Source organism: Petrotoga miotherma DSM 10691 (assembly GCF_002895605.1).
GTDB lineage: Bacteria > Thermotogota > Thermotogae > Petrotogales > Petrotogaceae > Petrotoga > Petrotoga miotherma.
Genome location: NZ_AZRM01000009.1, coordinates 26,175 through 50,297 on the forward strand (window position 1 = coordinate 26,175; position 24,123 = coordinate 50,297).

25 protein-coding genes are annotated in these 24,123 nt (G+C 33.2%); 17 read left to right on the plus strand and 8 right to left on the minus strand.

Annotation, left to right across the window (positions count from 1 at the left end; all coding sequences use genetic code 11):
* Positions 1–2 precede the first annotated feature (2 nt).
* On the minus strand, positions 3–743 hold the full coding sequence (locus X928_RS01390) for a sulfite exporter TauE/SafE family protein (RefSeq protein WP_103064969.1): 741 nt from the start codon (positions 741–743) through the stop codon (positions 3–5).
* A 284-nt stretch (positions 744–1,027) separates the two neighbouring features.
* Between X928_RS01390 and X928_RS01395 the strand changes: the two genes are divergently transcribed.
* From X928_RS01395 to X928_RS01405, 3 genes are read left to right on the plus strand one after another with little or no spacing between them, the layout of a single operon-like run.
* Positions 1,028–2,110 carry an NAD/NADP-dependent octopine/nopaline dehydrogenase family protein gene (locus X928_RS01395; RefSeq protein ID WP_103078155.1) on the plus strand — a complete coding sequence of 361 codons (1,083 nt, stop codon included), beginning with the start codon at positions 1,028–1,030 and terminating at the stop codon, positions 2,108–2,110.
* A complete protein-coding gene (locus X928_RS01400) occupies positions 2,110–3,732 on the plus strand; it encodes a cobalamin-dependent protein (protein WP_103078156.1) in 1,623 nt (540 codons plus the stop codon). Before X928_RS01395 ends, X928_RS01400 begins: the two co-directional genes overlap by 1 nt.
* Before the next feature lie 43 nt (positions 3,733–3,775).
* Positions 3,776–3,967: a uracil-DNA glycosylase gene (locus tag X928_RS01405; protein ID WP_103064972.1), complete on the plus strand. Its 192-nt coding sequence runs from the start codon at positions 3,776–3,778 to the stop codon at positions 3,965–3,967.
* A gap of 107 nt (positions 3,968–4,074) precedes the next feature.
* On the opposite strand, the gene X928_RS01410 is transcribed toward X928_RS01405, so the two are convergent.
* From X928_RS01410 to X928_RS01425, 4 genes are read right to left on the minus strand one after another with little or no spacing between them, the layout of a single operon-like run.
* Positions 4,075–4,893 (minus strand): metal ABC transporter permease, encoded by an 819-nt coding sequence (locus tag X928_RS01410; protein ID WP_012208812.1) that lies wholly within the window; start codon positions 4,891–4,893, stop codon positions 4,075–4,077.
* Positions 4,886–5,635 (minus strand): metal ABC transporter ATP-binding protein, encoded by a 750-nt coding sequence (locus X928_RS01415; protein ID WP_103064973.1) that lies wholly within the window; start codon positions 5,633–5,635, stop codon positions 4,886–4,888. Before X928_RS01415 ends, X928_RS01410 begins: the two co-directional genes overlap by 8 nt.
* Entirely contained in the window at positions 5,625–6,512 is an 888-nt protein-coding gene (locus X928_RS01420) for a metal ABC transporter substrate-binding protein (RefSeq protein WP_103078157.1), read from the minus strand. Before X928_RS01420 ends, X928_RS01415 begins: the two co-directional genes overlap by 11 nt.
* A gap of 48 nt (positions 6,513–6,560) precedes the next feature.
* Complete coding sequence (locus tag X928_RS01425) at positions 6,561–6,962, minus strand: Fur family transcriptional regulator (RefSeq protein WP_103078158.1); 402 nt, start codon at positions 6,960–6,962, stop codon at positions 6,561–6,563.
* Positions 6,963–7,255: 293 nt separating this feature from the next.
* On the opposite strand from X928_RS01425, the gene X928_RS01430 reads away from it, so the two are divergent.
* Together X928_RS01430 and X928_RS01435 are read left to right on the plus strand one after the other, a co-directional pair.
* Positions 7,256–9,238 carry a sodium-translocating pyrophosphatase gene (locus X928_RS01430; RefSeq protein ID WP_103078159.1) on the plus strand — a complete coding sequence of 661 codons (1,983 nt, stop codon included), beginning with the start codon at positions 7,256–7,258 and terminating at the stop codon, positions 9,236–9,238.
* Between the two features lie 181 nt (positions 9,239–9,419).
* Positions 9,420–10,436, plus strand: a complete 1,017-nt coding sequence (locus X928_RS01435; RefSeq protein WP_103078160.1) for a 6-phosphofructokinase — start codon at positions 9,420–9,422, stop codon at positions 10,434–10,436.
* A 74-nt stretch (positions 10,437–10,510) separates the two neighbouring features.
* Here the strand turns inward: X928_RS01435 and X928_RS01440 are convergent, their stop codons facing one another.
* The gene (locus tag X928_RS01440) at positions 10,511–12,220 is read right to left on the minus strand and encodes a hypothetical protein (RefSeq protein WP_103078161.1); all 1,710 of its coding nucleotides are present in this window, start codon (positions 12,218–12,220) and stop codon (positions 10,511–10,513) included.
* 368 nt (positions 12,221–12,588) lie between these two features.
* Between X928_RS01440 and X928_RS10035 the strand changes: the two genes are divergently transcribed.
* Positions 12,589–12,732, plus strand: a complete 144-nt coding sequence (locus tag X928_RS10035; protein WP_169926258.1) for a hypothetical protein — start codon at positions 12,589–12,591, stop codon at positions 12,730–12,732.
* A gap of 367 nt (positions 12,733–13,099) precedes the next feature.
* Here X928_RS10035 and X928_RS10040 read toward each other — a convergent pair whose 3' ends face one another.
* Positions 13,100–13,243 carry a hypothetical protein gene (locus X928_RS10040; protein ID WP_169926259.1) on the minus strand — a complete coding sequence of 48 codons (144 nt, stop codon included), beginning with the start codon at positions 13,241–13,243 and terminating at the stop codon, positions 13,100–13,102.
* 210 nt (positions 13,244–13,453) lie between these two features.
* On the opposite strand from X928_RS10040, the gene X928_RS10045 reads away from it, so the two are divergent.
* The 11 genes from X928_RS10045 (at position 13,454) to X928_RS01490 (ending at position 22,470) form a co-directional block, all read left to right on the plus strand.
* On the plus strand, positions 13,454–13,612 hold the full coding sequence (locus X928_RS10045) for a hypothetical protein (protein WP_169926260.1): 159 nt from the start codon (positions 13,454–13,456) through the stop codon (positions 13,610–13,612).
* 633 nt (positions 13,613–14,245) lie between these two features.
* Positions 14,246–14,395: a transposase gene (locus tag X928_RS01445; protein ID WP_146026615.1), complete on the plus strand. Its 150-nt coding sequence runs from the start codon at positions 14,246–14,248 to the stop codon at positions 14,393–14,395.
* 154 nt (positions 14,396–14,549) lie between these two features.
* Positions 14,550–15,941, plus strand: a complete 1,392-nt coding sequence (locus X928_RS01450; protein WP_103078162.1) for a radical SAM protein — start codon at positions 14,550–14,552, stop codon at positions 15,939–15,941.
* Positions 15,938–17,155, plus strand: coding sequence for a hypothetical protein (locus X928_RS01455; protein WP_103078163.1), 1,218 nt, complete (start codon positions 15,938–15,940; stop codon positions 17,153–17,155). Before X928_RS01450 ends, X928_RS01455 begins: the two co-directional genes overlap by 4 nt.
* 1 nt (position 17,156) lies before the next feature.
* The gene (locus X928_RS01460; RefSeq protein ID WP_103078164.1) at positions 17,157–17,336 is read left to right on the plus strand and encodes a hypothetical protein; all 180 of its coding nucleotides are present in this window, start codon (positions 17,157–17,159) and stop codon (positions 17,334–17,336) included.
* Between the two features lie 4 nt (positions 17,337–17,340).
* Complete coding sequence (locus X928_RS01465) at positions 17,341–18,255, plus strand: ABC transporter ATP-binding protein (RefSeq protein ID WP_103078165.1); 915 nt, start codon at positions 17,341–17,343, stop codon at positions 18,253–18,255.
* Entirely contained in the window at positions 18,252–18,899 is a 648-nt protein-coding gene (locus tag X928_RS01470) for an ABC transporter permease (RefSeq protein ID WP_103078166.1), read from the plus strand. Before X928_RS01465 ends, X928_RS01470 begins: the two co-directional genes overlap by 4 nt.
* A gap of 244 nt (positions 18,900–19,143) precedes the next feature.
* Positions 19,144–20,808, plus strand: coding sequence for an ABC transporter ATP-binding protein (locus X928_RS01475; protein ID WP_103078167.1), 1,665 nt, complete (start codon positions 19,144–19,146; stop codon positions 20,806–20,808).
* 219 nt (positions 20,809–21,027) lie between these two features.
* Complete coding sequence (locus X928_RS10315; protein WP_281255710.1) at positions 21,028–21,162, plus strand: hypothetical protein; 135 nt, start codon at positions 21,028–21,030, stop codon at positions 21,160–21,162.
* 126 nt (positions 21,163–21,288) lie between these two features.
* Positions 21,289–21,492 (plus strand): hypothetical protein, encoded by a 204-nt coding sequence (locus tag X928_RS01480; RefSeq protein WP_169926261.1) that lies wholly within the window; start codon positions 21,289–21,291, stop codon positions 21,490–21,492.
* A 279-nt stretch (positions 21,493–21,771) separates the two neighbouring features.
* Complete coding sequence (locus X928_RS01490) at positions 21,772–22,470, plus strand: hypothetical protein (RefSeq protein ID WP_103078170.1); 699 nt, start codon at positions 21,772–21,774, stop codon at positions 22,468–22,470.
* Positions 22,471–22,716: 246 nt separating this feature from the next.
* Here the strand turns inward: X928_RS01490 and X928_RS01495 are convergent, their stop codons facing one another.
* Positions 22,717–24,087: a cryptochrome/photolyase family protein gene (locus X928_RS01495; RefSeq protein WP_245857144.1), complete on the minus strand. Its 1,371-nt coding sequence runs from the start codon at positions 24,085–24,087 to the stop codon at positions 22,717–22,719.
* Positions 24,088–24,123 lie beyond the last annotated feature (36 nt).

Genomic DNA, 24,123 nt, shown 5'->3' on the forward strand with positions numbered 1-24,123 from the left:
AATTAAAATACGATCATTCTAATGCTTAGAAAAGTAATAATACAACCAAGAGAAATCATCAACACTTTAGCAGGAATTTTCTTGGTTATCAAAGCGGCGATTGGAGCTGCCAAACTTCCCCCAATAATTAATCCAATAATAACGCTCCAATTGAATTGTGATAGCAAGGCAAAGAATGCCACAACTTCAGAAATAGTAACAAAAAACTCAGCAGCATTCACTGAACCTATAGTCTTTCTCGGATTCTTTCCATCAGAAACTAACGTTGATGTAACGATAGGCCCCCATCCTCCACCTCCAATGGCATCGAAAAAGCCTCCTAAAAGACCTAAGATAGAGTAATGCCTCCTTCTTGTAATCTTCTCTTCTGAATGTTTATGCATGGTGGTAACTTTGTACAATATTCTTATCCCCATAATCAATAAATAGATGCCAATGAACGGTTTGATTTTGTCTCCGTCTATATTTGTCAAAATATAAGCTCCCAAAACTCCCCCTATTACACCAGGTATCAAAAGTTTTTTGAAAAGGCTTTTATCAACGTTACCAAGTTTTAGATGAGAAAATCCTGATATAGATGTTGTGAAAATCTCAGCAAAATGAACTGAGGCACTTGAGATAGCAGGAGGTACGCCAACAGATAACAATAAAGCATTTGAAATAGTACCATAAGCCATTCCCAAAGCTCCATCTACGACTTGGGCAAGGAATCCAACTATTATAAAAAACCATAAAGTTTCCATTCTCTATCCCTCCATCCCTTTATTAATACTCCTTATTGAGTATTATACTCCAATTAGAGTGTAACGTCAAGTAAACTTTTAATTTTCAATTAAGCCCTTATAATTTCTCATGGGTGGGTGCTGGGGGGAAGGGCGCCAAACAAGTTTTAGAGTTTTTAAAGGCGGTATAAATAATTTTCTAAAAATGATGTAAAATATATAATGAAAAGGTAATTTTTGCAACAATCAATTTATCTTGCTATAATATATATCTACACAGTGAATTACAATATGGAGGTGGTTATATGGTTAAGATAGCGGTGGTTGGAGCGGGTAATGGAGGCCAGGCATTAGCTGGATATTTAGCCATGAAAGGGTTCGATGTATCTCTCTTTAATAGGTCAAAAAGGAGAATATCTCCCATCATAGACTCACATTCAATAAGAATAGAAGGTCAAGTAGTAGGTGAATATCATATATCTTTTGCTACAACAAATATGGAAGAAGCAATAAAGGGAAGAAAGTTAATTATGGTAGTTGTTCCTGCCTTCGCACATAAAGAGATAGCAAAGAGGATGGCCCCTTATTTAGAAGATGGCCAAATAATAGTGTTAAATCCCGGTAGAACAGGTGGTGCCTTAGAATTCAACAATGTATTGAAAGAAGAAAACGTAAAAAAAGACGTCATACTTGCCGAAGCTCAAACTTTCATTTTTGCCTCAAGAATGTCCAATCCTGGAGTAGCTAAAGTGTTTAGGATAAAAAACGCCGTTCCTGTTTCTGCACTACCTGCTACCAGAAATGCTGAATTAGAAGAAGTATTGTGTACTGCCATACCTGAGTTTGAAATAGTTAAGAATGTAATTTACACCAGTTTTAACAATATTGGAGTTGTTTTTCACCCTGCTACATTAATATTGAATGCAGCAAGGGTTGAAACAACAGCAGGAAAGTTTGAATTCTACTTCGAAGGGATCTCTCCATCCGTAGCAAAGGTTTTAGAAAAAATAGATGAGGAAAGATGTAAGGTTATGAAGCTTTTCAACGCCGATCCCATGACTGCAAAGGATTGGCTAAACTATGCATACGATGTAAGAGGTAACTCTTTATACGAAGCTATTAGAAACAATGTTGGTTATAGAGGTATATATGCACCGCCAACGTTGGATAACAGGTATATTCTTGAAGATCTTCCAATGAGTCTTGTACCTATCTCATCTTTTGGAGAAGAATATGGTGTCAAGACCCCTGTAATTGATTCTATCATAAATCTTGCCAATATAATGATGGGAAAAAATTTTTGGAAAGAGGGTAGAACCGTAAAAGATTTGGGTTTAGAAGGAATGAGCATAGAAGACATAATAAGACTTGTTGAGGAGGGAGAATGATGAAAAAGATCCTTGGTGCTTCTATGGGAAGTGACGTACATACAGCAGGTCTTTTAAACTTTTTGGAATTAGCTCGAAATGAAGGGTATGAGGTTATTTACTTAGGTGGAGCGGTTCCAATCGAGAAAATTATTAAAAAGATAGACGAAGAAACCCCAGATGTTGTTTCAATAAGTTACCGTTTGGGAGCAGATGCCTTCGAAAATCTTATAAAAGAATTTATAGAAAAGACAAAAAAATTAAAAAATTATGAAAAGATTGATTTTATCTTCGGAGGAACTGTTGAAACCTCACAGGTTGCAAGAAAATATGATTTCTTTAAAAAGATCTTTGACGGTTCAGAGGAAGAAGAAGATGTGGTTTTATTTTTAAGAGGTCAAATTAAATATAAAGAAGAGAGAAATTTTCCCTCAACCTTAGATGAAAGGATCGCCTTTAAATCCCCATATCCGTTAATTAGGCACCATATTGGGCTTCAAACAATGGAGGAAACCATCGAGGAGATCAAAAAACTCGCAGAATCTGAACTCTTGGATATCATCTCTTTGGCACCTGATCAAAACTGTCAGCAATACTTTTTTGATCAAGAAAAGATGGACCCCAACCAAGATGGGGCAGGAGGAGCTCCCATTAGAAATGAAAAAGACTTTGTTGCCATGTATGAAGCCAGTAGAAGAGGCAATTATCCTTTAGTAAGATGTTACTCAGGAACCAACCACATGGTCGAATTTTCCCAAGTTTTAAAAAGAACTATCAACAACGCATGGGCAGCGATACCCATATTTTGGTATTCTGAACTTGATAGAAGGTCTGAAAGGAACTTATTAGATGCGATAAAAGAAAATATGGAAGGAATAAAGTGGAATGCCATGAACAACATCCCTGTAGAAATTAACGACGCCCACCAATGGGAACTAAGGTATGCACACGACAGTTTGGCTGTTGCAACTACTTATTTAGCTGCTTATGTAGCGAAAAAACTTGGTGTAAGATGGTATGTTCAACAATATATGATGAACACTCCTCCAAAGTTATCTCCAAAGATGGATATAGCTAAGTCTTTAGCTAAATTAGAATTGGTGGAAACACTAAAGGATGAAACCTTTACACCTTACAGGATGATAAGAACTGGACTTCTTTCTTTTCCAGCCGATCCCAACAGCGCAATGGGTCAACTTGTTTCTTCCATGTTTTATTCAACTTACTTACAACCACATATAATCCACGTGGTGGCGTACTGTGAAGCAATGAAAAGGGCAACTTCAAAAGAAATAATAGAAAGTGTGAAGATGGTAAAAAGGGCAAACTCTTTGGCATCTCGTGGTTTACCTGATTTTGCCAGCGATCCTGAGATCAAAAAAAGGGTAAATTTATTGAAAGAAGAAGCCATGGTCATAATAGAAAAAATTAAAAGTCTCTCCCCTCAAAAAGAGGATCCTTTAACTGATCCTGAAACTCTTTATTTAGCGGTAAAAGAAGGAATTTTAGATGCAGTTGGATTACAAGGCAACTCTGTTGCCAAAGGGCAAATAAAAGCCGCTGTAATTAATGGAGCTTACGAGGCTGTGAATGAAAACGGTGAAGTGTTGAGAGAAGCTGAAAGAAACCTTGGAATACAATAAGAAGGGATAAAAAAGAACGTCAAAAAACAAGGAGAATATTATTATGACTTGCAAATGGTATATAGTTTGTCCAATGAAGAGATATTATGATGAGGGTAAATTAGATAAAAAGTGGATAGAAAATTATTGTCATGGTGACTACAAAAGTTGCGTACGCTACCAAATGGAAGAAACGGGGAGGTACCATCCGGACAATATGCTACCTGATGGAACAATTGATAAGCGTTTAAAATAAGATATTAACTAGTTGAAAGAAAAAAATATTCTGCTCTCTCAATAATTTTTTAAAAAGAGCAGAATATTTTCTTTATAGTGCAAGTTGTGACTTAAAGCAAAAAGTATCTATTGAGCAAAAGACTTTAGAACAGTTTTTCTTAAAAGATATGCAATTAGAAATATTAGAAACATTGTCAGGACTATCATTGGGCCTGATGGAACGTTTAAGTAATAAGATAAAAAAATACCCAGAACAGATGAGAAAACACCGACTATTACGGATATTATCAACATTTGGTTTATACTTTTTGCATAAAGTTTCGCTATAACACCAGGGGTTATAAGTAGAGCCGTTATTAGTATGATACCTATTATTTTAACGGAAACAACTATTGTAACAGATGTGATCGTTAAAAACACTAAGTTTATTATGTTTGCGGGTACCCCAAATATTTTACTTAATCTTTGATTGAACGAGTAATATTTAAGCTCCTTGTTTAAAAAAATAACCATAAAAAGAATAAGTAAGTCAAAAATTCCCAATAAAATCAAATCTTCTTGAGTTATCATTAATACGTCGCCAAATAAGAAACTATCGATTTCGGGAACGTATCCTTTTTTGAATGAAAGTAAAATTATACCTATAGCCATAGAAAGCGATAAGAGCATACCTATCACGCTATTTTCTTGCACTCTTTCTTTCTTCCCCAGTTGATGTATAGTTATTGCAAATATAATGGCAACTATTATAGACAAAAGATTCATATTTAATCCAAAGAAAAGAGCAAAGGCGATAGCACCAAACGCCACATGGGCCGCTCCGTTTCCAATAAACTCCATCTTTTTTAGGACTATGAAATTTGATAACAACGCGCTGCCAAAACCTGAAAGAATGGCACCAATTAAGGCGTATCTCATAAAAGGGTAACTTAGAATATCAATCATCTTTATTGCTAACCACCTTCATCTTTTCATTGATGTGAATAAATAGTTCAAAATCTTTAGAGTACAAAGATCGCAAATCATTGATATCAAGATCAGCGGTACTTTTATGGCAGTGCAGGGTTTTGTTCATGCACATAATTTTGTTTGTTTCTTTGAAAATCATGTTCAAATCGTGACTTATTATAATTATACTCATATCACTATTTTCTTTGAGATCTCTAAGAGTTCCATACAGTATATTTTGCCCTTCTTTATCGATATTGGCTTCAGGTTCGTCCAGTATTAATATATCAGGATCGGAAACCAAAGCCCTAGCGACCATCAACCTTCTGTACTCTCCTCCAGATAGTTTCCCCACCAGCCTGTCGTATAGATGCTCAATTTGTAAAAGTCTGAGGGTTTGTCTTACTTTTTCATAATGTTCTTCTTTAAACCTTTTAAATGGTCCAACTTCATTGTACAAACCCATTAAGGCGACTTCATATACCTTGATGGGAAAATCCCTTTCCTTCTCTTCCGATTGTGGAACGTACCCTATTTTCCCATTTATCTTTATTTCTCCTGTATAATCTTCGATTTCTCCAATTAGAGTTTTTATTAAGGTTGATTTTCCAGCTCCATTAGGCCCAATTATCCCTACAAAGTCTCCTCTATAAATATCAAAAGATATATTGATCAGTATATTGTTGTTTTCAGCTGAATAATTCAAATCTCTAACGGATATTAAAGGATCAGTAGCCATAATTCACCACCCGTATGATTTCAAACAAATTGTATACGTACAGAGATTCTAAATCGAATACTCTTTCCACACTCCCTAAAGGATCCAAAACCCCTATACTTAAATCCAAGTTTTCAGCTACAGCACTCACAGCCTTATCGCTAAGTTGAGGTTCATTGAAAATAGCCTTAACATTTTTCTCTTTAGCAACGTTCGTTAATTCAACTAACTGCTTTGGAGTAGGCTCGACCCCAGGAGAGAGTTGAATCACACCAGCAATTTTTATATTGTATCTTCTTGCAAAATAATCGTAGGAGTTATGAAGCGTGAATATTGAACCATCGATGACCTTCGCTTTTTCAGCAAGGTATTTATCAAGCAAAATCAATCTGTTTATATATCTTTCAGCGTTTTGAGCGTAGTAATCTTTATTTACAGGATCTAATTCTCCAAAAACCTCTGCCAAACCTGGAACGATGTAGGTATACATAATATATGGATCTAACCAAATGTGCGGGTTGTATGCAAACTCTTCATGGTCATGATCTTCGTCAATTCCGCTCATACTTATGAGTTCTTCACGTGGAATGAAATCGGAAACTTGAGTTATTTTCACACCCTGCTTTTCCAGATTCTTGGTTAGATTAGAGATAAAAATTTCTAAAGCTAAACCGTTTGTAATTAAAATATCAGATTCGTACAAGGGCACTAATTCCTTTGGTGTTGGCGAGTATGTGTGTGGACTCTTACCTGGAGGAACAACAAGGTTCACTTGACCTTTTTCTTGTATTATTTCTTTACTTACATAGTAATAGGGTAATATCGACGTTGAAACGTTTAAAGCGAATACTAGGAACGAAGTTAATAAAACAACGGTTGTTAAAATCGTTTTTTTCATACCTTCTCTCACCTACTTTTTATATTTTTGGTTACTTTAAAAATATTTCTACTCATCGAGATTATCATACTGGTCGTCTGTGGTAATCTTCTGACATTTTTTACATATTCCTTCAAAATAAAGGGTATGAGTCAAAACTTTGAAACCCAATCTTTCTTTTATATATTTACTCATCTGTTCGGAGTAGCATAGATCGAACCTTTCAAATTTTTTGCATTTTATACAGTATATGAAATGGAAATGCCCTTCTCCCTTAAAAAAATATTTGATTTTGTCGGAAAAAACAATGGATTTAATCTCTCCATTTTTTTCGTAATTTTTCAGATTTCTGTAAATTGTAGATTTATCATAATCTTCGTTGAGTTTTTCATAAATTTGTTCGGCGTTGAGCGGATAATCGTACTCATCTAACACGCCTAAAATGTCTCTGCGAGCTTTTGTATTTCTCATGGAAATTTCACCTCTTCGAGATAAACATGAATAACGTTAAACTGTTAATACCGCAAAATGCAAATTATTTGTTTTTGCAATTGATTTGCATAAGCATTATACAATAAAACTTTTAAAATGTCAAGTTTTTTTATGGTATAATCTAAAAAACTAAATAAGATCTTTCGCATAAGTTCTATGACTACTTATAAGGAAGTTTCCCGTTTCTTAACGAGGAGCAGGGCGAAGGGGCGCTATCTATTAGCTTTAGAGCTTCTCTAGGCAATAGACTAGATTTCAGAAGGAGGAAGAGTATGGGTGCTATTTCTCAAATCATATCGGTTATATCTGGGTTTATCGGATTAATTTTTACCGTTTTTTTAGTTTTCAATATTTTAGAAAAATCTCCTGGGAATGAAAGAATGCAAAAACTTTCGAAAATAATTCAAGTGGGAGCTCGCTCTTTTTTATTTTCAGAATATAGGATCCTATTTGTTGTTATATTTTTATTCGCTGCTTTTTTGTGGTTTGTAAGCTCTTATCAAATGGCTTTGTCTTTTATTTTAGGATCGGTATTTTCAGTTTTATCAGGTTTTTTAGGGATGTCAATAGCTACCCGAGCCAATGCCAGAACAACCAATGCAGCAATAAACAATTTAAAAGACGCATTGGCTGTATCTTTTAATGGTGGAGCGGTTATGGGAATGATTGTTACTTCTTTAGGATTAATGGGATTGGGAGGTATATTTTTTCTTGGCAAAGGAAATACTGAATTAATGAGTGGCTACGCCATGGGAGCATCTTTTGTGGCACTCTTTGCAAGAGTTGGAGGGGGCATTTTTACAAAAGCTGCCGATGTAGGAGCTGACTTAGTTGGTAAGGTTGAAGCAAATATTCCAGAAGATGATCCAAGAAATCCAGCAGTTATCGCTGACAACGTCGGAGATAATGTGGGAGATGTTGCAGGTATGGGAGCTGATCTGTACGAATCCTACGTTGGTTCTATTTTTTCTGCCTCAGTCTTAGGAAGTATCGTTTTTTCTACTAAGGGAGCCCTTTTTCCGTTTTTTGTTGCTTCATCAGGTTTGATATTATCAATTTTTGGTATTATTTTTGTTAACTACTACATCAAAAAAGCAAAGGAAGTTGAGCCTGAAAAGGCCCTACACTTTGGTACATATATGACTGCATTTCTTCAAGCGATAGTTGTCTTTTTCTTATCTAAAATTGTCTTCGGAGATTTTTCAGGCGGTTTAATTGTTATTATAGGTATGGTAGTTGGCATACTTATAGGGGTTTTCACTGAATACTACACTGCAAAAAAACCTGTAATAGAGCTCGCTAAAAGTGCTCCATCAGGTTCGGCTCCGTTAATTATCAATGGTCTTGCCTTAGGGATGGAATCAACGCTTTTCCCTATTCTTTTAATAGGAACAGCTATTGTAATTTCATTCTACGTTTATGGCCTTTTTGGAATAGCTATTGCAGCTGTTGGAATGCTTTCAACATTGGGTATGAGTTTATCAATCGATGCTTACGGTCCTATCGCTGATAATGCAGGTGGAATTGCAGAAATGGCTCATTTAGAGCCATACGTTCGAGAAAGAACGGACAAGTTGGATGCTGTTGGAAATACAACCGCCGCGATGGGGAAAGGTTTTGCAATAGGATCGGCTGCATTAACGGCATTGGCTTTGTTCGCCTCTTATTTGCAGGTAACAAATATTTCAGTAGTTGATTTGAATGATGCAAATGTATTTACAGCCTTGTTAGTCGGTGCTATGCTTCCTTTCCTGTTTTCCTCTTTGGTGATGAAAGCAGTTGGTAACGCTGCAAATCTGATGGTTGAAGAAGTAAGGAGACAGTTTAAAGAAATTGTTGGATTAATGGAAGGAAAAGCTGATCCAGACTACGGTAAGTGTGTAAAGATTGCTACCGATGGGGCTTTGAAATATATGCTACTTCCTTCTTTAATCGCCGTAATAGCTCCAATAATTGTTTACTTCTTATTAGGCAAGCAAGCTGTTGCTGGAATGTTAGCGGGAACAACAGGTTCAGGCGTTATGTTAGCTATATTCATGGCTAACTCTGGAGGTGCCTGGGATAACGCTAAGAAGTTAATAGAAACAGGAAAATATGGAGGGAAAGGGTCTTTGGCTCACAAAGCTTCTGTTGTAGGAGATACTGTGGGGGACCCTTTAAAAGATACAGCAGGACCTTCCATAAATATTTTAATAAAACTCATGTCTATAGTTTCTATAGTAATCATTCCTGTCTTAATTAGAATTTTTGAGTGAAACTCTTATTTAATATGTGTGGTGTAAATACCCTTTCATCCTTCTGGTTGGGAGGAGCAGGCAAAGGGAATGAAAATTATTTTCCTTATGGGTGGGGAGCGGGGCGAAGGGGCGCTAACACAAGGTTTTAGAGTTCCTAAAGTTAGTATAATTAAATTAAAATTTGGAGGTGCATATAACAATGAAAAGAGTTGCTGTTTTGAATGTAGGTGGTGATTGCCCGGGTTTAAATGCCGTAATCCGAGCACTCATCGTTAAAGGCGCCGAAGAGGATATAGAAGTTGTCGGTGTTTACGACGGATTTTTAGGTCTCGTTGAAGATAAATTAACAATCTTGGCCAAAGAACATGTCTCAGGTAAATTACCTGAAGGTGGAATAATTTTGGGTTCTTCAAAATACGATCCTACTGTTAATCCAAACGATCTGAAAAAGTTGAAAAATAACTTTGAGAGATATCAAATAACTAGTCTGATATTGTTAACAGGCCATACTGGAGCAAATATCGCCTTAAAATTGGCGAACGAAGGGATACCTTCGATAATAATACCTGCCACCGTTGATAACGACCTATACTGGACGGATCTAAGCGTTGGTTTTCTAACTGCATTACAGATCGTCACCGATGCATTAGATAAACTTCATTCAACTGCCAGTGCAGGTCATAGGGTAATAGTTGTAGAAACCGGGGGAGACGAAGCAGGATGGTTGGCTACAATTGGTGGAATGGCAGGTGGTGCTGATTATATAATAGTACCAGAGTTCGAGTTAGACCCTAAAGATATGATTGAAAATATTAAAAAGAGATATTCTGCAGGTAGAAGATTTTCCATAGTCGTTGTAGAAGAAAAAGTCAAACTCCCAGAAGTGGTTCAAAATATAATAGACGATCCAAAAGTTCGTCAATACATGAAACCAGCAGAATTAGTCACAGAGTATATAAAATCTAATCTGCAAAATGTGGAATGTAGAACGGTTGATTTGGATTACTTACAAAGAGGAGGAACTCCTTCATCTTTTGATAGATACTTGGCTTTTAAATTTGGTGTAACCGCCATAGATGCTGTTAAAAAAGGAAAATCTAACGTGGCTTTAGGTTTGGATGGTTTTGATGTAGTGGAAAAACCCTTTACGGAAGAAATTTTGAAGAACAAAGAGATAAGTCGAGAATTATACGAAATGGGTAGACTTTTCTTCTAAAAATATTTGGCGGTGCTTTTTGCACCGCTTTCTTCCGTTTAGTTTACTAAAAAATCATCGCCCAACTGTCAAAGTCAGGAGAATAAATTGCCGATAATTTGTATGAATTCTTCTCTTTCTTCCCCTTCAAACACATAAAAAGAAAGAGCAGAAGGTTTTCTTTTCAACGTGTATTTTTTCACGAATGGATCAATCTCTTTTGGTACTTTCGGTGTGAATTCTTTTGGTATATCCTTCAAATCATAGTACCTACCGTAATTCATTATGAATTTTTCTATCGTCTTTTTTTGTCTTGTATCAAGACCAAGGTAATTTTCGATGAACTCTTTTAAATTCTTTTTATTTAAGTCTTTCATAAACATTTTTACAACTTCTTTCTTTCCCAAATAAAAAGGATGTTCGTTGAAGGTTATATTTTTGTTTGTGTAGATTTTTGGTTCTTGAACGTTTGTTAGTAAAGGATTAAAATCTATCTTTGGATTTCTTTCAAAGATAGAGTTTATTAACTCTTTCGTGTAGTAATCACATCTTTCTTTGATCAAACCCGTATCTTTTATATCTTTAATTATCTTTTTTAGATCAATCTCTTCTTTGTAGTAATGAACGAGGTAAGAGGTAAAGAGTTCTGATATTTGTCTTTCTTTTGGAAGATTTTTAAAATTTTCAAAGTTTACCTTAAACTTTTTATCTATGTCTTTCTTTTTCAATTCTTTGATTATACACAAAGGTGTGGATGTGTTGATTTCAAACTCAAGAGCATCTATTATGTTTCTCAAGGTATTTGGTTGAATGTACTTTGTCTTTGCAGATAAAAACTCTTTCAACGTTCTTTCAGAAACGTTTATTGAATCAATGGGTATCTTTTCTTTTCCTATCTCTTTCCTTATGAAATCTCTCAGTTTTGGTGTACTTCTGTGTTGGTTGTTATCCAAATTGAATACAAAGTACTTTAATTGGTTAATGATATCTTTAAAAGTATTCTTTATCAGTTCACTTTCAGATTTGTTGAGTTGAGATAAACACCTCGAAAAGATAAAAGAGGTTTCATAAACCAAAGGGTCGTTATTATTCTTTTGTACTTGAAATGTAGTATCAAGGGAATTGAAAACATTAAAGTTATCATCATGGAAATAGTAACCAAGATAGAATCCCAATGGAAAGGTAAAAGCTAAAGCCTTTTCTTTGTTAATATCTTTCAACCACCAAGATGAATTGTTTAAAGCTTGCACCATACCAGAAGGATGTGGAATAGTTTTTAAAATCTTAAATGCTTCAACGTTCAAAGAAACTGTTTCATTGTATTGCTCTTCGTTCTTTTTTCCTCTTGCTTTTGATAGCAATATGAAGCTTTTGGTGGTAAGAGTATTTTCATAACTTTCACTCCAAATTCTAATAGTTTGCAAGTCTTTTTCTTCAAAATTTAACTCACGAACATTCTTTAACTTCTCAACGACTATTCCTCTTAAATACTTAGGAAGTGTGGCGAATTCTTCCTTCAATTGATTGAATACTTCTTTAATCTCTTCATTCTTAGAAAGATTGACTAAAATACCTATCATTAAACAGTGCAAACCACCTTTTTTCAATCCCTTTATCTCTTCATCTATTATCTCAAGGGCTTCATCGTATTGAACATCCCATTTTAATTTCAAAACGTTTATGTAATTGACGATGTTTTTATTTTTATCTGATCTATCACTTTCTAAGTAATGAACAACATAATTCAAAATTGGTCTTATGAACTGTCCTTTATTCACAATTTCAATTAAAGATCGAAGATTCATTCTAAGAACCTCCTTATCCTCATGAAATATTTACACAATGTTATAATAATAGAATATTCGTTTACTTCAATTCAACATAGAAATTTTCTAAAAATAGACCGAAACCATTCAAACATAATTGTACCATAATACAGATAATAAAAAGAAAAAGAAAATATAAGTAATTTAAAGATAACAAAAATTGTCAAATTTGATTTTAACGTAAGCTTTTTTTGACCGATCTCTATAATACTTTATTAATAAATATTTGAACCCACTTAAAAAAACAGTTGAAAACCATATGGGAAAGTGTATGATTAAAGTGAAGGGTTGGATTATTTGAAATTTTAGACTTTAATTAAAAGAATAATCTAAGGGGGTAAAAGAGGATGAAGAAATTTTTTGTTGTTTTGTTGATCACAGGTCTGCTAATGAGTGGAATATTTGTTTTTGGTGGAGATGGTCACATTACAGGATCAACAGATGGAGTAGAACACTGGACGGTTGTAAGTGGTGTAGAAGAAGTATGGTAAATGTTTGATTGATGTATTTACTTTGTGAAAAAAGCAACATTTGAAAAAGCTTAAAAGATTTAAAAAAGTAACAAAATAAGTTTTTGAAGTAAAAGATTGTGAATTTAGGAATTATTTGCCGGCAAGAAGTAACTCTGCAGGAAAAATGGTGAAAAATAAAGGCTTTCTCACGAAAATAGTGGGTAAGTAAGTTAGAGTTAAAAGGAGTTTATCTAAAGCAATAAAATACATTGCAACATAAAAAGTTTTTTTGTAATCGAATAATTTTTGGATTTATCAAATATTATCTGCTTTTAGGAAATGTTTCCTTGCTGCAGTTTTGATTTGCATCGTATGTACTCTAATATTTACCATGATTTTCGAACTTTTAACTTTTTTTGAATTCCGCATATATGTTGATTGTATCTCCTTGTTGTTCTATCTTTGGTATGTACCATGGCTCTGTTATATTCAGTATCTGTTCAAAGAATTTGAATAACTCTTTTTTCAGATTATTTAATCCAGGGCTCATATTTCTTTTTTTCTACTCACACTTTTTGGAAGAGAATAAAAAAGATATTATGTAAATGAGAGGAAGATTAACAATCCTTATTTGAGTAGATGAATTTTTTCATTCGACGAAATTTTTTATCCCAAACAATGAGAAAAAAAGGTTCATTAATTGTTTCCTTCTATGCCAAGGTAGGGAAAATAAAATTTTAACAGAAAGGAGTGAAAACAGATGAATACAGTTAACAACGTAGAACCAGATGGACCAGTTGCATGTGGGGCTCTTTGCGTTGCAGCATGTGCTATAGCTTGTATGGTTGACGGGGTTGGACCTATTCTAGATTTTTATGGAATATCTGCATATGCAACCGCAGAGGCATCATGGAGTTAAATGTATAATTTGTATTTCTCCTATGGGAAAAGAGATGCTTTATGAAAACAGTAACTAGTTCAGAACCAGAGGGTTTTTTATGTGGACTTACGTGTGGAAGCATTTGTATTCTTTATTGCCTATCGGATTCACAGTTATTCCCGCTATGGACGCAGCAGCTAGCATGACAGGTTACGTGCTAGGATATCAGTATTGATTTACATTTCTAATTAATTGTAAGCCTTACCTTGGCTTTTTTACGAAAAATAGAAATTTTTTTATTATTTTTTCTGGCATTCACTAAAAAAAAGTGTAACAAAAATTAGAGTCTACTAAAAGAAAAGTGGTTTTTTCCATCAACAATGCGATTGTGAAAAGAATTTTTAGAAATGTCAATACCTACAAAATACATATTTTTCTTCTCACTAATGTTAGTATTGTTTAAGAATCCCTCATTTACATTCATTCTTCTAATGTAGCGTTGAAAGGGCAATTAAGTCTCGGAATATGGTGAAAAGCGGGTAGCGAACAAACTTTTTAACGAACTTGAAAGTTCGTCAATATGTGCTTCTACTACCCATTGATTTTTTAAAGTAAATAGTTGTTTATGCTTATATTGTTTCATCAAATATTTATTATATCAGAAATATACAAGTGGTTAGAAATGCAATAGTATATGATTACAACAACGAACTAGCAGAAGGTTCTGTGAATAAATTGAAAGTCATTAAAAGGATAATGTATGGAAGTAACAAATTTGATGTGTTGAGACATACACTTCTTTTTGTTGAGAGGCATGGATAGAGTCCAACAATCAGTAGAAAGAAGCAATATTCGCTTATCTGTGGCATTAGGGTTTATAAAAATAAAATATCAAATAGGATTAGGAAAAAGGATAAATTAAACAGAACTAATTTTATTAAAAACCAAGGTTTAATCAAAGGAGGAAAAGAAAATAATGGAAGGGTTTTTTTTTGAAACAAAGAAAGGAAATCAATATTTTTATTCTGATTCAACAGGAGTAGTCAAATATGTGGATAATATAAAAGCAGCCAGACAATTAGAAAAGGAAAACAAAACCAAAAATTGTATTTTGCAACAAAAGGTCGAATTAGAAGATATACATACTTATTTAAAACAAAATGGTACAAAGGAGTTATTTCTAATAGTTACAGAAGACTGTAATCTTAGATGCAAATATTGTGCATATTCAGGAAACTATTACAATATGAGAATACATAGGCAAGTTTACATGGAAAGCAGTATAGCAAAAGAAGCTGTTAAAAAATACTTAAACACTTTAAAAGAAACAAAGAGGAGAAATCCATATTTAAAACCCATTATTGGTTTTTATGGAGGGGAGCCTTTATTAAATTTTGATCTTATTAAAGAAGTAATTAATTATGCAAAAAAGATCTATAAAGGATGTTTTTTTACACTTACAACAAATGGGATTTTACTGAGGAAGGAAATAGCAGATTTCCTTGCTCAAAATGAAGTTGCAATTGCAGTCAGTTTGAATGGGCAGAGAGAAGAACATGATAGGCTTCGCGTTTTTCCAGATCATTCTGGAAGCTTTGATATAATTTTAAAAAATTTAATAAATCTGAGTGAAAAATATTCTGATTATTATAAAAAGTTCTGTTCTATAATTGTATGCTATGATTATGGTAGCGATATAATAGAAATGTCACGTTTTTTTGATAAGCAAGCTGATTTATTAAAAGTCGCAAGAGTTAATATGATTTCAGACTCTTTTGGAAGATGGTACAAACGATACTCTAAAGAGGACAAAGAGAAATTTTTTGAAAGAATGGAATACTGTAAACAAATGTATTTTGAACATTTAAAAAGAGGAAATGAAAATAGATTTTTGTCTGCACTAATAGGTACACCATATACTTTAATTCTTAACAGAAGCATAAATATCCTTTACTCTTTAACGAGGCCAAAATTTTTACCTTTTACAGCAACTTGCGTACCGGGAACAAAAGTTGCTGTTGATCCAGATGGTAATTTACATTGTTGTGAAAAAATGAATTATAATTTCCCTATCGGCAATGTACAAAAGTGGTTAGAAATTGAAAAGATAGGAATTCTTGTGGAAAAATATAATAGTGAGATAACCAAAGATTGTTTGAATTGTTGTGTAAAGAGATTATGTCCTTTGTGTTTTGCGTTAACAGCTGGCATTGAAAAATTTGAAAAAGAGCCGGCAGACGTTTGTGAGAAAATCAGAAAAAGTATTAAGAAACAATTTGAAGAAGTATGGAGCCTTCTCGAAGATGGTGTTGATCTTTTCGATATTGTGACGCAAAAAGGTTATAAACAGGGGGGTGTATTTCTTTGAAAGAACGTTTTTTTAAGTTAAATAAGTGGAACATCCTTGTGGAAAATGATAAAGCTAAAGAAGCTGCTATTTACAACCTATATAATGGCGATATAATTGAGCTTGATGAAGATTGGGCAAAAGTGATACATTATCTTCAAACGGGGGAGTTAATATCCAAAGTTGATCATCCGAAAACACCAGAAATTATTCAAACATTAAGTGATAAAAGTATAGGGAAGTGCTATGATAAGTTAATATACGAGGAAAAAACGAGAAAAGGTATGTTGCTTCCTTTAAAAGGGATTCAATCTCCACCTCCTGTAATTAATAGATTTTTTATTCAATTACCAACTAATTGTAATCTAAACTGTTCCTTTTGCAATTCTCTCAATTCCATCCCGTGTTTAACTTGCTCTAATGAAAAGTCTGAAAAAAATGTTGAACATTTTGACTATAGGCGTTTTTTACCTCGTATTTTAGACTTAAAGCCTATTAATCTTATCTTACATGGGGGGAATCCCTTCCTCCTTGGTAATAAACTTAACAACCTTGTGAATCAATGTAAATATTTATCTGAATCAACTCAAATATGGGTTGTAACACATTGGAAACATTTGTTTTCGAAAATAAAAGAAAATAAGAGAAATCTTACTGAAAATTTAAATTGTTATATAGTTATTCCCGCATCGAACTTTAATGAAGATGAAGATAATTCAAAAAAATTCTGTTACACATTGGATTATGTTAAAAATCGCTTACAAAGTTTTGTACCAGTAATCGTGTTGGATTCGGATAATAATATTGAAAGGCTGAGAGAAGAAATAATGAAATTCAACCCCCAAGGTTTGTATGTATCTCATATTTATCGTAAAAGTAACTTTCGAGAATTTAACAACAGTCATTTTGTTCGAGTTAATGTTGAGACTTTTTGGCACAATTTCTATCATCATCCCTGCTTGTATGGAACTCTTGCTTTAACCTCGAACGGTAAGATTTTACCATGTCCCCACATGAAGAAAGAAATCTTGGCAGATGTAATGAATGATTCAGAACCTTTTGAAAGAATATTTGGTGATAGAGAAATTGATAAATATTGGAATCTAAATTTGGGAAAGATTGAAAAGTGCAAGGAATGTATCTTTAGGTATGGTTGTTTTGAATGTAGAGCAGTAGAACTGAAATTGACAAACGATTTATTAGGGAAATTTCTATGTTCAAAGGTGGGGCATTAATATGTCTAATCCACCAGCTTTTTTTGTGATTCTCACCATAGGATACGCTTTACGAACAATATACGAGTTCCGCATTGGAGAAGGCAAAGGTTTTCTAAAATTATTGCTTAAAAGTTTTGCAACATCAACATTAGTAATTTTAATTCTTATAATGCTATGTCATCTTTTAGGAGGAAGATAGATTTATGGAAACAATAATATTGAAAGATATTCGGAAGGTTTATAAAAACGGGGTAGAAGCTTTGAAAGATATTAATATTTCAATAAATGCGGGAGAAATTGTAGGATTGATTGGGCCAAACGGTGCAGGAAAAACTACCCTGATAAATATAATATTAGGACTTTTGAAACCAACTGAAGGAGTTTCAAAAATTTTAGGGGTAGATACCGATAAGATGACCAAGCAACAAAGGAAAAAGATAGGTTTCATTTTGGATGGACCTGGTCTATATAATGATTTAACTGTTGATGAAAATATAAAGTTCTGGAGTGAATTATATGGGGTTTCCCAAGTACGTGGAGAAGCATTACTAAATCAATGGGGACTTTACGAAAATAGGGGAAGTTTGGTAAAGGGACTTTCCGCAGGTATGAAGCAAAAGTTAGCCATATCAAGAGCATTTTTGCATGATCCTTCAATTGTTTTAATGGATGAACCAACGTCCAATCTTGATCCAGTAGCCAGGAAAAACATGGTAGAATTTTTAAAAAGCTTACATGATAAAGAAAAAACACTTTTAATAACCTCTCATGACCTTTTCGATATAGAAAGAATATGTTCAAGGATAATACTTTTGAGAAGAGGACAAATAGTTGTATCTGGAAATATGGAAGAATTGAAAGAGGCTTTGGGAGTTAGAATGGGTGTAACAATAAAGGTAAGTAGTAAAATTCCCAAGGATATAGTAAATGAGATTTCAAAGGATTCTGAAGTAAATGTAATAGGAGAAAAAGAGTTGATACTCTCTGGAGATAAAATAAGTCCATCATCAGTAGTTCGATATCTCGTGAATAAAGGAATAGAGGTCGAAAAGGTGGAAGAAGAAAAAGTGACGCTTGAGGATATATATACTTATATCGTGAAGGAGGACGAAGAATGATGAAAGCCCTAATTAAAAAAGAGTTACGAACGTTCATAAGGAAACAATTCCAATTATTGTTGCTTTTGACGGCTATTACAATCTTTGTAATAGTGTTTAATTTGGATGGTTCAAATAAATTTAACCCTATTCTTATCTCATCTTTTACGGTTACTTTTTTCGTACCTTATACATTTGGTTGGATCAGCTTTCAAAAAGAGAAGGAAAATAAAAATATCTCATACCTTTTGGCATCACCTTTAAATATAAAAGAAATATTCTTGGGGAAAATGTTGGCAGTATTATTGTTCACACAGGTATTCATGTTATGGGGAATTATTGTGCAATATATAACAAACATTTTTTCTATGGGAGTAATTGCTAATTTTGAAATACTTTTAACGGTATTGATAACCTTTCCGATTTGGTCGGCGGTACTTAGTGGTTTGGTTGGAATAGGGCTTCTCGTGTTTGATAACCCATTCATAGTTAGAATCCTTCTTTTTTTATTCTTAATTTTTGTGGGAATGAATGGAAATCTGTGGGAAAAGTTAATTATTTTAGAAAACTGGCAAAATCTTATTTTCATATTTTTGGGATTAATGGCTATATTAGGAATCATCTACTTCGTAAATATCTTTGGCAAAAGACTGATGATAGAATAAGAAAAAACCCTTTCAACAACGTTCCTATTTGAGGAAAAAGTTGTATATAAGGCAAGAGCTAGTGTTTTGCGTTGAGATAGAGAAATTTGCGGTGATTGTGAGTTACTTCATTTCTGTTGGCCTTGTATTTTAAGGGCTAGAAAAGCGGTTGAAGATGGATTGATGGATATTGATAGATGCAAGTGGATAAATGATTCGTATGTAGAATTTTTAAGAGTAAAAGTACCAAATAGAGGAGATAAAGATGGCCTTAAATAAATTCGGTACTTTAAGTTTTGTTTTTAAATACGTAAAAAGGAGAATATGGCTTTTTATCTTGGGCATGATTATGCTAATTGTACTCACTTTGGTTGCTCTTTTACCCCCTTATCTCACAAAACTCGCTTTTGATGAAGGGATTATGGCAAGAAATATGAATGTTCTTATTAAATTCGTGTTGATCCTTGTTGGTACCTATCTTTTACAAAGTATAATTAACTACAGTTCTTCCGTGTTGTTCACTTTTTTAAATCAACATACACTTCTTGATATGAAGAAAGATCTCAACAAAAATATTTTGAATCTTCCATTAGAATTTTTTACGACCAACGAAAGTGGATATATCCTTGCCCGAATGAAAGAAGTTGACTCCTTGAGTTCCTTTTTCTCCATGAATACTCTAAGGGCGATCATAAGCATCTTTGAATTTGTAGGTGCTCTTTTTATTATGTTTTCAATGAACTTTAAGCTCACTATTCTATTACTTTTAATGGTTCCTGTATTCGGTATAGTAACAAAAATCTTTGGAAGATCTCTTAAAAAATTCACTCATGCCTCTCTTGAAAAAGGTGCAATGTACAGCGGGAAATTGCAACAAGCGATTTTAGGTGGAGAAGAAATAAAGAGACTTGGCATAGAAGAAAAACAGGTAAAGGAGATAAACCAAGCGAGTGAACAATTTGCAAAGACGATGATAAAAAGGGGAATCTCGATGTCAGGGGGAACAGAGTTATTGACACTTTTTTCTTCTCTTGCAAGTGTATTTTTGCTATACGTTGGAGGAAGTGCAGTTCTAAATGAAAATATCTCTATCGGTACCTATATGGCATTCGCAGGTTATTTTTCGAAATTATATGCCCCTGTTTTAAATTGGAACACAACGATGTTGACTATCCAACCAGCCTTCGTTGCTTTGGAAAGAATCAGAAATTTTTTCTTCAAATACCAAAAAGAGGAAGAAACTGGTGATGAATTAGAATTAAACCAAATAAATGAAATAGAGATGAAAAATGTAAGCTTTAAATATCCGGTTGGTAATGATTATGTGATAGAAAACTTTGATTTAAATGCCAAAAAAGGTACTAAAATACTTTTAAAAGGTCCAAATGGAAGCGGTAAATCGACGATAATAAGATTGCTTTTAGGGTTTTATAACAACTATGATGGTAAGATATTGGTTAATGGAACGGACTTGAAAAAGATATCAAAAAAATCATTAAGAAAACTCTTTTCAATAGTATCGCAGAGGATTTTTCTCTTAAACTCTTCGATAGCAGAAAATATAAAAATCGTTGATGAAATAGATGAGGAACAATATCAAAAGGTTTTACTTAAATCGGGTTTAAAGGGATTTGTCGACTCTCTACCCTTGAGAGACAAAACACCTGTGGGGGAAAATGGGATAAAACTATCAGGTGGACAGATTCAAAAGATAGCAATAGCTCGAGCTATCGCAAAAGCTAATTCGGACGTTTATGTTTTTGATGAAGCTACCGCACATCTGGATAGTGAAACAAGAGAGTTGATAAAGAAATTCATCAAAGAAAAATTGAACGATAAAATATGTGTGATAATAGATCATTCAAATAACTTTGATGATGTCTGCAACAAAATTATAGATATAACGAAAGAAGAACAATTAAAAAATTGATTTTTATTTCTAATTTTAAAAAAATAGAGTAAAATCTTCCAAAAAAACTATATCATAATACGGATAAAAGAAGAAAAAGAGAGTATAAGTAATTTAAAGATAACAAAAATTATCGAGCTTGATTTTAACATAAATTTTTTGGCCGATCCCTGTAATACTTTATCAATAAATATTTGAAGCCAATTAAAAAAACACTTGTACGAGGAGGTGAATGAAAATATGAATAATCTGAACCCCGAATACATCATTGAGGGAGTCGATTGTGCTGGATGTTTTATTTGTAATTTTTGTTTATTAGGAGGTTGGTCCGTACTTATGCTGATTGGTTTAGCTACTATGGTATACGTTGGTTAAAAAGAAGATAAGTAATTTATTATTATAGGGGAAGAGGAAATTTTTCTCTTCCCTATAAGAAATTCATTTTTGTATAAAATATAAAGAAAGGAAGAAAAAAAGATGAAAATGTTTAGAGGGCGATTTTTGATAATGTTTATCTTGATTGCTGTCACCTTCACTTTTTCAGTGAATTTAGAATTCGATGAAAGCTTTGTTGTTAATCTACATGACAATGAAAACGAAATATTGGATATAGTTACTCAAAAAGGTAATGTGTATCTTTTGTCAGAGAACGGCTTAGTGTATTTTATAGGTTCAAGGAGAAATGGAAATATTCGTATTAAATGAAGACCTGAATATAAGATTGTATATAAATAACCCAAATTTGCTCTATTATCCGAAGTTTGCCTTTGATAAAAATGTAAATGCCGATGGGAAAAATATCCTCTATATTTACAATTACAGGGACCTTAAGAGATATTTCTTTGAGGTTTCTCTACCTTAAAAAAGTTAAAAGAGAAAAGAAAATGTGATGGAATAAAATACGATCGAATGTGGGAGATCAAATTGACAAACAATTTAGTAGGGAAATTTCTATATTCAAGGAAAAAGCGGGGGTGTATATAGATGAAAAAAATAATGAAATATAATTTTAGGATGCTATTAACCAGTTTTGCTTACTTCTATTTTCCAGCAATTTTGTTGATAGCAATAACAACTTTTACACTTTATAGCTTTGTGGGTTCTGAACCTAATGAGGTACCGGAGCTTATTTCCAATAGAATGTTTATTATCATGGCTTTATTTATGTACACGATAGGAGCCATCTTGATACTCAGCAATTTAGTTATACCAGAAAAAACAACAGGTAGAATAGAACTTTTACTATCGAACGGCTTTGAAATACAACCTTATCTGTATAGCTCTATTATTGTTGGTTGGATAGTTATGGAAGTTGAATTAGTTTTAATATTCATCATTCCAAATATTTTAACAATTACTTTCCTTGAAAAAAGTTTTTTTAATGGTTCACTCTTTAAAATAATTATATTTGTTTCTGCCTTTGGTTTTGGATTGCTTTCTATTATGTATTATCTAATTTTTAGAATTCGAAGAATAAGTATAATCAATAACTTGTTTTTTATAATAGGATTCATAGTTGTTTTTGGTGGCAGTTATTTGACTTCAACTTTTCCCTTGACAGAGCAGTTCAACGATATAATTTTATGGATACTGTTAGGGGCAGGGGTATTTTTATTTTTCTTCACAGTAGTAGCTGGAAGAAAGATAACCAAAGAGACTGTAGTATTAACTATTCCAGATTAAAGGGATTTGAGAATAGAGTTTATATAGACAGTTTGGAAATTAAAGGTTTATCAAAAATTTTTTTCAAAAAAATATGTATTTTATCTCCTCAAATTCGTTTTCTTCCGTTTCGTTTACTAAAAAATCATCGCCCAATTGTCAAAGTCAGGAGATTGTTTTTCTAAAAATATTTGGCGGTGCTTTTGCACCGCTATATTTAAACGTATTATTAAAATCCACAGATAACAAACATACTTCGCTTTTTGATCATATTTTATAAAGTTTTTTAGCCTTTTCTGAAGCTATTTTATGATCGACAATAGGTGTTGGATAATCGATGTCTTTTGGAATGTTCAAAGTATGTATTTGCTCTGAGTTAAGATTGGTTAATTCTGGTAACCAAGTCTTTATGTAATCACATGCAGCATCAAATTTTTGCTGTTGCAAAATTGGGTTAAATATTCGGAAAAAAGGCTGAGCATCACAACCTGTTGAAGCAACCCATTGCCAATTACCGTTATTAATTGCAGGATCGTAGTCAACTAATTTTTGTGCAAAGTATTTTTCTCCCCATCGCCAATCAATATGTAAATCCTTAACAAGAAAACTCCCTGTTATCATTCTTACTCGGTTATGCATCCATCCCGTTAGATTCAATTGTCTCATTCCAGCATCAACTATAGGATAACCTGTTCTCCCTGTACACCACGCTTTAAATTTATCCAAATCATTTTCCCACTGTATTTGGTTGTATTTCTCCTTGAAGGAACTCCCTAAAACATGAGGGAAATGATAAAGAATATGAGTAAAAAAATCACGCCAGTGAAGTTGTGTAATAATTTCGTGTTCATTACCGAAGTTTTCATTTACTTTTTTATATACCTCTCTCACAGAAACTGTTCCAAATTTAAGATGGGGAGATAATTTTGTTGTTCCATCGATTGAAGGTATGTTTCTAATTTCACTGTAATTTTTTAATTTGACTATTCTCTCTATATAACGTAACCCTTCTTTTCGCCCACCTTTTAACATTAAATTTTCATTTTGAGGAAATTTATCAACCTGAAGAGCAATACTTGAGCTAATTTTTTCTGTAAAATAATTTTTAAATTTATTCTTCTGTGGTTCTAGCACATCTATTTTTTTGGATTTTTTTAAAAAATCGGTGAACTTTATATATGGCATACCATTATCTTTCAAAACTTCTGTGGGTTCATGTATTAAAACATCAAAATGTTCTTTGAAATCTACTCTTTCCTTTTCACAAATGGCTTTTATTTCGTTATCTCTTTTCTTACTAAATGGAGTGTAATCTTTATTCGCAAAAACTGCTTCTATTCCTAATGTCTTAATTAAGCTTTCAACTACTTTAGAAGTAAGACCTTCAAAAAAGTATAGTCTAGCGTTCAATTGGTGTAGCTCATCATTGAGTTCTTTTAGACTGTTGATCATAAATTGAACCGCGTTGTCTGATTTGTAATCATTGTCTTTAATCTGTCGGTCATCAAATATAAAAGCAGGTATGACTTTTTCACAACTTTGAAGAGCTTCTATGAGAGAAGTATTATCCTCTAACCTAAGATCTCGTCTGAATATGTGCAACCCAATTTTATATTTATAATTCGGTATTTTTATCACCTCTAATGCCTTTAGCATGCCTTTTATAATTAAATA

What these genes read in the sequence shown, in the direction of transcription:
- X928_RS10045 (WP_169926260.1), top strand. Translation starts at nt 13,454, where the DNA reads ATGAATACAGTTAACAACGTAGAACCAGATGGACCAGTTGCATGTGGG.
- X928_RS01450 (WP_103078162.1), top strand. Translation starts at nt 14,550, where the DNA reads ATGGAAGGGTTTTTTTTTGAAACAAAGAAAGGAAATCAATATTTTTAT.
- X928_RS01440 (WP_103078161.1), bottom strand. Translation starts at nt 12,220, where the DNA reads ATGAATCTTCGATCTTTAATTGAAATTGTGAATAAAGGACAGTTCATA.
- X928_RS01420 (WP_103078157.1), bottom strand. Translation starts at nt 6,512, where the DNA reads ATGAAAAAAACGATTTTAACAACCGTTGTTTTATTAACTTCGTTCCTA.
- X928_RS01435 (WP_103078160.1), top strand. Translation starts at nt 9,420, where the DNA reads ATGAAAAGAGTTGCTGTTTTGAATGTAGGTGGTGATTGCCCGGGTTTA.
- X928_RS01405 (WP_103064972.1), top strand. Translation starts at nt 3,776, where the DNA reads ATGACTTGCAAATGGTATATAGTTTGTCCAATGAAGAGATATTATGAT.
- X928_RS01400 (WP_103078156.1), top strand. Translation starts at nt 2,110, where the DNA reads ATGAAAAAGATCCTTGGTGCTTCTATGGGAAGTGACGTACATACAGCA.
- X928_RS01410 (WP_012208812.1), bottom strand. Translation starts at nt 4,893, where the DNA reads ATGATTGATATTCTAAGTTACCCTTTTATGAGATACGCCTTAATTGGT.
- X928_RS01430 (WP_103078159.1), top strand. Translation starts at nt 7,256, where the DNA reads ATGGGTGCTATTTCTCAAATCATATCGGTTATATCTGGGTTTATCGGA.
- X928_RS01470 (WP_103078166.1), top strand. Translation starts at nt 18,252, where the DNA reads ATGATGAAAGCCCTAATTAAAAAAGAGTTACGAACGTTCATAAGGAAA.
- X928_RS10035 (WP_169926258.1), top strand. Translation starts at nt 12,589, where the DNA reads ATGAAGAAATTTTTTGTTGTTTTGTTGATCACAGGTCTGCTAATGAGT.
- X928_RS01460 (WP_103078164.1), top strand. Translation starts at nt 17,157, where the DNA reads ATGTCTAATCCACCAGCTTTTTTTGTGATTCTCACCATAGGATACGCT.
- X928_RS01475 (WP_103078167.1), top strand. Translation starts at nt 19,144, where the DNA reads ATGGCCTTAAATAAATTCGGTACTTTAAGTTTTGTTTTTAAATACGTA.
- X928_RS01490 (WP_103078170.1), top strand. Translation starts at nt 21,772, where the DNA reads ATGAAAAAAATAATGAAATATAATTTTAGGATGCTATTAACCAGTTTT.
- X928_RS01415 (WP_103064973.1), bottom strand. Translation starts at nt 5,635, where the DNA reads ATGGCTACTGATCCTTTAATATCCGTTAGAGATTTGAATTATTCAGCT.
- X928_RS01465 (WP_103078165.1), top strand. Translation starts at nt 17,341, where the DNA reads ATGGAAACAATAATATTGAAAGATATTCGGAAGGTTTATAAAAACGGG.
- X928_RS10315 (WP_281255710.1), top strand. Translation starts at nt 21,028, where the DNA reads ATGAATAATCTGAACCCCGAATACATCATTGAGGGAGTCGATTGTGCT.
- X928_RS01390 (WP_103064969.1), bottom strand. Translation starts at nt 743, where the DNA reads ATGGAAACTTTATGGTTTTTTATAATAGTTGGATTCCTTGCCCAAGTC.
- X928_RS10040 (WP_169926259.1), bottom strand. Translation starts at nt 13,243, where the DNA reads ATGAGCCCTGGATTAAATAATCTGAAAAAAGAGTTATTCAAATTCTTT.
- X928_RS01425 (WP_103078158.1), bottom strand. Translation starts at nt 6,962, where the DNA reads ATGAGAAATACAAAAGCTCGCAGAGACATTTTAGGCGTGTTAGATGAG.
- X928_RS01395 (WP_103078155.1), top strand. Translation starts at nt 1,028, where the DNA reads ATGGTTAAGATAGCGGTGGTTGGAGCGGGTAATGGAGGCCAGGCATTA.